Here is an 8968-nt window from a genome sequence, read left to right as displayed (position 1 = left end):
CACCAGCGCCTGAGCAAACGGCCGACTGCGCAACAGATCGGAAAACAGATGGTGATAGCGATACCAGTGGCCGTGTTCGTCCAGCGGCACCAGAAACACCTGGTGCGCCAGCAGAAAACGCAGGATCTCGCCGCTGTCATGGGCTTCGCGCACGGCGTCGCAGAGTTCGCTGCAGAAGCGTTCCTGCGGCGCCGTGTCATAGAGAAACGCCTGTACTTCGGGCGGCAGGCAATCAATCACTTCTTCAAGCAGGTAATCACGGATCAGCCCTTCCCCGCCGTTCAGCGCTTGCGGCAACGCCGCCTCGCTGCCGGCTTCGGACGCTGCCAGGAGCCAGAAACGCAACCCGGCGACCCAGCCCTCGCTGCGCTGGATCAGGTTCTCCAGCGCCTCGCCGCGCAGTGACGTGCTGTGTCGATCAAGCAGAGACAAGGCTTCGTCGTGGGTCAGGCGCAGATCCTGCTCATTGAGTTCAAGCAGTTGGCGCGACAGCCGCAAGCGCGCCAGATGCCAGTCCGGGCGCTGGCGGCTGGTGACCATGACCAGCAAGCCATCGGGCAGATGATTGAGGAAAAATTGCAGGCAGCGGTCGAGCACCGGCCCTTGGGCGAGATGGTAATCGTCGAGTACCAGTAACAGTGGCGTCGCAGGGTCGAGGTGCAGCGCCAACTCATCGAGCATGCCGTCGAGCCATTCCTCGAAGGCAAAGGGCTGATGGCGTTGGCGCATTTTCAACAGGCCGAGTGCGCGGCTACCCAATTGCGGGAAGTAGTCCTGCAAGCCTTCGAGCAGGCGTTCGAGAAAGCGTCCGGGATCGCTGTCACGCGGGCTCAAACCCAGCCACAGACTTTGCCAATGCTCCGGCAAGCTCTGACAGAACTCTATCGCCAGTGAACTCTTGCCGAACCCGGCGGGGGCACTGACCAGCAACAGCCGTCCACCGAGCCCGGCTTGCAGGCGCTCGCAAAGGCGTGGTCGCAACACGTAGCCGTCCGGCAACGGCGGGCGAAAAAAACGCCCGTCCAATGCCGTGACGGCAACACTTGCGGGACCCGGAAGCGGGGACAGATCAGTCATGGCCGGCTCTTGTTCGAATTGCTGTTGGCGGCGTTGCAGATGTCCGCAGACTAGCCTTAAACGAACCGGTTATGAAGGTTGCTGCTACAAATGGCTACAAAAAGACTACACGCTCCTGCACACGCCCTCCGGTAACACCTGCAAAAGCAAAAAAAACGCCCCGAACCAGTCGGGGCGTTCCACGAGGATGCGGCCTCGGTTTTTACAACGGTTTAGCGAACACCGTCCTGACGCAGCGCGGCCGGGGTGAAATCGCTGGTGGTGGCGGTGAAGCCGAAGTCATACGCCTGCTTCTCTTCGTTCTTCATGCCCAGCGCCAGGTAACGGCCCGATTGCAGGTCGTAGAGGGTTTCCAGGGCATACCACGGCACTTGCTTGTCGTAGTAGTTCTCGGCATGCGCTTCGGCTACGCGCCACAGCTGACCGCGACCGTCGTAGTGGTCGATCACGGCGGCCTGCCAGGTGTCCTCGTCGATGTAGAAGTCACGCTTGGCGTAGATGTGACGCTGACCTTCTTTCAGGGTTGCAACCACGTGCCAGACGCGGCGCAGCTCGTAACGCGCCAGATCCTGGTTGATGTGACCGGCCTTGATGATGTCGGTGTACTTCAGCTTCGGATCGTCGAGCTTGTAGCTGTCGGAGGCGATGTACATCTCTTTCTTGCCTTCAAGCTTCCAGTCGTAGCGATCCGGTGCACCGTTGTACATGTCGAGGTTGTCGGAGGTACGCAGACCGTCGGCGGCAGTACCCGGACCGTCATAGGACACTTGTGGCGCACGGCGCACACGACGCTGACCGGCGTTGTAGACCCACGCCGAACGTGGCTCTTTCACCTGGTCGAGGGTCTCGTGCACCAGCAGCACACCACCGGCCAGACGCGCCGGCGCAGTCACTTTCTGCTTGAAGTAGAACAGGATGTTGCCCGGATTTTTCGGGTCGTAGTCCTTCATCTTGTCGCGGAACACGAACTGGTCCTGGAAGTACACCAGGCTGAACGAACCGTTCGGCTGCGGCGTGGCCTGGGTCACCAGACGGGTCACGCTGCCGCCGCGATAGCGGGTGATGTGGTTCCAGATGACTTCCACGCCGCTTTTCGGAATCGGGAACGGCACCGCCGTTTCGAAGTTTTCCAGACCGTTGCCGCCGGACACCAGATTGGTGTTGGTGGCGTTCTTCTTGATCGCGGCAAACACGTCATCCGGCACGGTCGCACCGCGATGGGACGGATAGACCGGCATTTTGAAGGTGTCCGGATAACGCTTGAACATCGCGTACTGGCCCGGTGCAAGCTTGTCCTTGTACTTGTCGACATCTTTGGCAGTGATGGTGAACAGCGGCTGTTCACTGGCGTACGGGTTGGACAGGAAACCTTTGCTGTCGACGCTGCCAGCGTTCTTCGGCAGCGGCTTCCAGGCCGGGATCGAACCGTCGGCGTTGCCGGCCATTTCGGCGCCCATCGGGGTCAGGCTCTTGCCCAGCTTGTCGGCTTCAGCGGCAGGCACCGCCGCCATGACGCCGGTCGCCAGCAATGACAGGCCCAGAACACCGGCGTGGAACAGACTCTTTGTTATTTTCATAAATTCGTTCGTCCTGAAAATGCAGTGCTTAGAAGTTCACGCCAAAGCTGAGCGCAACGAAGTCACGGTCATCCACGGTGGTGTACTTGCCGTCAAAGAAGTTGGTGTAAGCCAGGCTTGCGGTGTAGGTGTTCTGGTACTCGGCGTCGACGCCCAGGCTGACCGCCTTGCGACCTTCCTCGAAGTTGCCGCCAGGGCCTGGCGAGTAACCGCTGACGTCGTGGGACCAGGCCACGTTCGGCTTGAGGTTCACGCCGGCAAACACGTCGTTGTATTCCCAGATGGCGCGACCGCGGTAGCCCCACGACATTGATGTGGTGAAGCCGTCGTTGTCGCAATTGCGGCTGCGGTTGTTCTGCGGCGAACCTGGGCCCGCACCATTGATGGTGCTGGCGTTGAGAATGTTGGCGCAGGTATTGACGCCGCCAGTGGCCGGCAACTCACCCGGGCCGTACACCGGATCGCGGCCATAACGCTTGTCGGAACGGCTTTCCAGCCCGCCGACGTAGGTCGCGCCGACTTCGCCGACGAGGGTCAGACGGCTGGCGCCCATGACCTGATCGAAGAAGTGCGTGAAGGTCGTCTGGATCTGGGTGATTTCCTTGCGCTCATAGCCATGCAGATCCTGGCCAGGAACGCCGGTGAGCAGCGAAGCGTTGGTCAGTGCGCCGCCCAGCGGACGAACGCCGGCGAACAGGATGTCGGTGGAGTTCAGCTGCACCGGTGCGTTCGGACGGTAGCTGATCTCACCGCTCCACGCCGTACCGGTAGGCAGGGTGGTGGAGAAGCTCAGACCGTAGAGGCGAATGTCTTCAGGGTATTCAATGAAGTAGTTCGAGTTACCCGCGACCAGCAGGGGGGCGAGTGCCGCAAAAGGCCCCGGCAGCGCGCGTGCGGTGTTGTAAACCGATTGCGGAGCACCGGTGGCGCTGAAGATTGGCGCACGGCTGTGGTAGTTCATGAAGTAGGCGCCGAACTCGGTGTCCAGCGGTTCGTACATGTACTTGAAGGACGCGCCCCACTGGCCACTGTCTCGAGCGTCCCGATCAGGACCGCGACGGACCAGCACACCTTCCTGGTTGACATTGACGCCGTTGGCGGCCAGTGGGCCGAGGGCCACGGCCGGGATTTGCGAACGCTTGTTCAGCACGCGCAGGTTGTCGTTGCAACCGTCGGCGACGATGTCCGGCTGCGAGAAGAACGTGCCGCAGTTATCGACGACAGTCTGGTCCCATTCCAGTTGATAGAACGCTTCGGCCGAAAGGTTTTCGGTCAGGCTCTGCGAGACGTAGAACATGTTGACCGGGATCAGGCCTTCCTTGATCTCGGCACCCGGACGACGGAACGCAGACACGTCGATCGGGTTGATCGAGTTGATGCCGCCACCGATGAAGGTACTTTCACCCCAGCTCACGACCTGCTTGCCCAGACGCACGGAACCCGGCTGATCGGCAATCGCATAGTTGTGGTAGACGAAGGCGTCGAGGATCTGCCCGCCGGACGACTTGGCGCCTTCCTTGCGGCCCGAATCGCTGATGTCCTTGAACTCGCGGCTTTCATCCTTGAGTTCGAAGTCGTACCAGTATTTGCCACGGACGAACACGCCGGTGTCGCCATACTTGAGTTCAAGGTCATGGATACCCTTGAAGATCTTCGAGAAGGTTTCACCGCTCTTGAAGTTGGCGTGACCGTCATCGGAGGTCTGCGACAGGCCGTGGCCGCCGTTGTTGACGCCGATCAGGTTCTTGTTCGGTTGCTGAGTAGACCAACTGGCACCGATCGACAGGGACGAGTCGAACTGGCCCTCGATTTCACCGACGTTGAAACTGACGCCGAATGCGGGCCCGGCGAGCGAAGAAGCAAGACTGACCGCCAGAGGCAGTTTCGCCCGGCGCCAGAACTGGTTTACTGAGGTCATCGACGCTACTCCATGTGCATTATTGTTATGGCAGTGAGTACTTTTAAAAACGCTGAAGGACCGGGTGCCAGAGACAGCCCGAAGTCACTCCAAAGATGCATCGCCCCGTTTTGTGCGTGTGCCCCGTTCTTAAAAATCCTTGAGCGGACTATAGCCAGCAGGTGGTACTGCTTGATCCCTCTAAAGTGTGATTTGCAGCCGCCAACCACTCTGGAACAGTCCTTTCGCCAGTCCGACACAAGTCGGCACGGCAAGGATGGCTGATTTTTTCGATTTCACAAGCCAAGCGCTTGCTTGGTGGGTCTGGCGCGCCGTTTTCGGCGCGCCAGCGGACACTCAAAGTGTCGAGAGGAAGGTGCTGTTGTTGGCCTGCCATTCGGTGATGTCGAGGCGGATGCGCTTCTTGTCGAGCTTGCCGACGCTGGTCTTGGGAATTTCGGTAACAAGGGCAATCTGACTCGGAATCGCCCACTTGCTCAGGTGCCCCAGTTCCACGAACGGCTTGAGGTGTTCCTTGAGCTCGCGCGCCCCGATCACGTGCCCTTCACGGATCACCAGCAAGGCAAACGGGCGCTCGCCCCACTGCGGATCGGCAATGCCCACCACTGCTACTTCGCGTACCCCCGCGTGACGACTGATCAGGTCTTCGAGGTCCAGCGAAGAGATCCATTCGCCGCCGGTCTTGATCACGTCCTTGATGCGGTCGCGGATGTCGATCACGCCCATGCTGTCGAGCGTGGCCACATCGCCGGTGTGCAGCCAGCCGCCGGCCCAGAGCTCGGCGCCCTTCTGCGGCTCGTTGAAATAACCTTCGGTCAGCCACGGCGCACGCAGCACCAGTTCGCCCTGGGTTTCGCCGTCGGCGGGCAGGAAGTTGCCCTCTGCGTCAACGATCGCCGCCTCGACCAGCGGCCCCGGCACACCGGCCTTGATCCGGTAGGTGGTGCGCTCGTCTTCGGTGCCGGCCATCAGTTCATCATTGAGGTGGGCACAGGACACCAGCGGCCCGGTCTCGGACATGCCATACGCGGCGGTCAGCTGGATGCCGCGCGCCTTGGCGGTTTCATACAGCGTGCGGTTGAGCGCGCTGCCACCGATGACGATCTTCCAGCCGCCGAAGTCGGTGTCTTGCGCGCCTTTGGCGTTGAGCAGCATTTGCAGGATGGTCGGCACGCAATGGGAGAACGTGACCTTTTCCTTGCGCCACAGCTCGACCAGGAATTCCGGGTCGTAACGCCCCGGATAAACCTGCTTGAGGCCGAGCATGGTCGCGACGTACGGCAGCCCCCAGGCGTGCACGTGGAACATCGGCGTGATCGGCATGTACACGTCGTTGGTGCCGAGCAGGCGCACGCTGTCGATCGCGCCCATGATGGTCGACACGCCCATGGTGTGCAGCACCAGTTGCCGATGGGTGAAGTACACACCCTTCGGGTTGCCGGTGGTGCCCGTGGTGTAGAACGTGGTGGCGACCGAATTTTCGTCGAAGTCCTGAAAGTCGTACTGCGTACTCGCGGCGGCCAGCAACTGCTCGTACTCGCCGACCAGATTCGGCAGCTCGGCGGTTTTTTCCGGCAGATCGGTCAGCAACAGGGTTTTCTTGACCGTGGTCAGGTGCGGCGCGATGGCCTGATACAGCCCGACGAACTCGCTGTTGACCAGCACGAAGCGGTCCTCGGCGTGGTTCATGGTGTAGAGGATCTGCTCCGGCGACAGACGCACGTTGATGGTGTGGATCACCGCGCCGATCATCGGAATGGCAAACATGCATTCCAGGTAACGATGGCTGTCCCAGTCCATCACCGCCACCGTGTCACCGGCCTTCACACCGGCGGCCGTCAGCACGTTGGCCAGGCGCGCCACACGTTCTATCAGGGTCGGATAGCTGTAGCGCAACTGGTCACGGTAGATGATCTCGCGGGTTTTCTCGTAACGGGCGCCGGACATCAGCAGCCGCTTGATCAGCAATGGATACTGGTAGGCCCCATCGGCCGGGGGAATGACGCGAGTCTGCAACATATGAATCCCTTTTCTGGCTGCACGGTGTTGGCGTAGAGATTGGTACTCTAGAACCCTTATACGCCAGCCAAATCAGCCAAAGGAATGATTTGCAGAACCGTACAAATGCTAGCTTTGCGCCAGCATTTGCCGGTTTTCGTCAGCTATCAGGCTGTTTGTCCTACAGCCTCTTCAGAAGGCGTCCGCGGGAAAACCATTGCCCCGAGGAAGGTCAGTGCGCCAAAACCCGCGAGAATCAAGTAAAGGCCTGCAAAACCATGGCGCGGTTCGACATAGGAAATCAGCGGAATCGCCGTCGCGCTGGCACCGAACGATAAGCAGTAGCGCAGGGCAAACACCCGCGATTGCCACTGCGGGGCGACGAAGTTAGCGACCATCGCATCGTTCACCGTGACCTGACCGAACACCACGAACATGAACGCCGCACCGAGTGCGATCACCGCCCAGCCATCGGCATAAGCCAGCGCAAACAGCAGCGGCGCCTGGCACACCGTCAGCACGACAAACGGCCACTTCAGGCTGAGCCGGTGCAACACCCGGCCAATGCTCAACTGCGCCACCGCACCAAAGGCATAGGCCAGACTGACCACCACGCCAAGGGTTTGCGGTGAGGCGAACAGCTCCTGCAAACGCTCCTGGAACAGTTTCGGATAAGTCATGGTGGTGGCGTTGAACACCACGCCGCCGGTGGCTGTGGCCAGCGCCAGCACACCAAAAACCATGACCATCGAAATACGCTGTCCGGCGGCGCCTTTGAGAGGCGTGTGCGGACGTTTCGGAATCGGTTCTTCACGCACCTGCCAGGCAAAACCAAAACCCAGCACAACGGCCACCGCGCCGGGTAACAGAAACGCCGAGCGCCAGCCAAATTGCGCCACCAGCAGCCCGGTGACCAGCGCCGAAACGCCACGCCAAGATTGCCCCACATGCCATTGATGCCGATTTCGCGGCCACGGTTCTGCGCGTAAGCGACCAGCATCGCCGTACCGACCGGGTGATAAATCGCGGCGAAAATACCGATCAGGGTCAGGCCGATCACCAGCATGGCCGGGCTGCTGCTCAGGCCAGTAAAAATCGCCGAGGCACCAATGCCGAAGAAAAACACCAGCATCATCTGCCGCCGACTCCAGTGATCGCCCAGCCAACCAGCGGGTAGCGAACAGGCGCCGAAGGCAATGAAACCGCCCAGTGACAAGCCGATCAGCGTGGCGTAGTCGAGACCGAAGGCCTGCGTCATGCCGAGCACGGCGGCGGGAAAAATCAGCATGAACATGTGATCGATCACATGGGCGGCGTTGATGTAACGGATGACATTGGTCGATTGATTCATGGCAGCACGCTTTACGTAGTGATGAGCCGCTTATGCTAAGTTGGCCGGAAAGCACATTTCTGCCTACCAAGTCATTGAATCAGACATGTTGATCAGCCACTTCGAACACGGCCCGGTGAGCGCCTACCCCCGGGATTATCTGGACGGCGCGCACCAACCGCTGCATCTGCACCGCGAGGCGCAGTTGTTGTATGCGGCCAGCGGGATCATGCGTGTGGTCACGGCATCGGGCGCGTGGGTGATTCCGCCGAGTCGCGCGGTGTGGATTCCGCCCGAGGTCGCGCACGAGATTTTCATGAGCGGCGATGTGCAGATGCGTTCGCTGTTCATCGCGCCAGAACTGTCGCCCGCCAGCCTGCAACATTGCTGCGTACTGGCGGTGACGCCGTTACTGCGCGAATTGATTCTGCGCGCGGTGCAAGGGCCGCCGCATGCCGACAATCCACTGATTCAACAGTTGATGCTGGAAGAGCTCGCCAGCCTGGAAAACCTGCCGCTGCACATTCCGATGCCGACTGACCGGCGTTTGCAAAACATCTGCCTGGCGCTGCTGCATAGCCCCGACCATCCCAATACGCTGGAAGACTGGGCGCAGCAGGTCGGCGCCAGCTCACGCACGTTGGCACGGCTGTTTCAGCAGCAATTGCAGATGAGTTTCAACGCCTGGCGCCAGCAACTGCGCCTGATGGAAGCCCTGCCACGCCTGCTCGCCGGGGACAGCGTGCAGCGTGTGGCGCGGGACTTGGGTTACGGCAGCGCGCGGGCGTTCAGTGCGATGTTTTGCCGTTTGCTTGGGGAAAATCCCCGCGAGTATCTGAATACCCTGAGCAAACTCAGCGAACTCGCTTAGAAATCGCAAACAACCCGCTCCCACAGTATTGAATCGTGGGGTGTGCGATCAGTGCATTTCGGTGAAGGCGATTTTCACGCCGAGCGCGATCAGCACCGCCCCCATGGTGCGGTCAAACCAATGGCCCATGCGGGCGAAACCGGCGCGTACGCGTTGCTGGCTGAACAGCATCGCAACGAGGCAGAACCAGATCGCAG

At 60.5% G+C, this 8968-nt stretch carries 4 protein-coding genes and 3 pseudogenes; 1 reads left to right on the top strand and 6 read right to left on the bottom strand.

Features of this window, described 5'->3' with window-relative positions; translation table 11 throughout:
- The 5 genes and pseudogenes from DBR24_RS31710 to DBR24_RS08125 form a co-directional block, all read right to left on the bottom strand.
- Nucleotides 1-1077, bottom strand: a pseudogene (locus tag DBR24_RS31710) (helix-turn-helix transcriptional regulator); the annotation flags it as partial.
- A gap of 212 nt (nt 1078-1289) precedes the next feature.
- On the bottom strand, nt 1290-2654 hold the full coding sequence (locus DBR24_RS08140; protein ID WP_128614462.1) for a DUF1329 domain-containing protein: 1365 nt from the start codon (nt 2652-2654) through the stop codon (nt 1290-1292).
- A 28-nt stretch (nt 2655-2682) separates the two neighbouring features.
- The gene (locus DBR24_RS08135) at nt 2683-4572 is read right to left on the bottom strand and encodes a DUF1302 domain-containing protein (RefSeq protein WP_128614461.1); all 1890 of its coding nucleotides are present in this window, start codon (nt 4570-4572) and stop codon (nt 2683-2685) included.
- 336 nt (nt 4573-4908) lie between these two features.
- Entirely contained in the window at nt 4909-6591 is a 1683-nt protein-coding gene (locus DBR24_RS08130) for a fatty acid--CoA ligase (RefSeq protein WP_128614460.1), read from the bottom strand.
- Between the two features lie 146 nt (nt 6592-6737).
- A pseudogene (locus DBR24_RS08125) lies at nt 6738-7921 on the bottom strand (MFS transporter).
- A gap of 85 nt (nt 7922-8006) precedes the next feature.
- On the opposite strand from DBR24_RS08125, the gene DBR24_RS08120 reads away from it, so the two are divergent.
- The gene (locus DBR24_RS08120) at nt 8007-8771 is read left to right on the top strand and encodes a helix-turn-helix domain-containing protein (RefSeq protein ID WP_128614459.1); all 765 of its coding nucleotides are present in this window, start codon (nt 8007-8009) and stop codon (nt 8769-8771) included.
- A 48-nt stretch (nt 8772-8819) separates the two neighbouring features.
- Here the strand turns inward: DBR24_RS08120 and DBR24_RS31705 are convergent.
- A pseudogene (locus DBR24_RS31705) lies at nt 8820-8968 on the bottom strand (LysE family translocator); the annotation flags it as partial.

Source organism: Pseudomonas sp. HMWF006 (assembly GCF_003061205.1).
In the GTDB taxonomy this organism is placed as follows: domain Bacteria; phylum Pseudomonadota; class Gammaproteobacteria; order Pseudomonadales; family Pseudomonadaceae; genus Aquipseudomonas; species Aquipseudomonas monsensis.
This window is presented reverse-complemented; position numbering and strand designations above follow the sequence as displayed.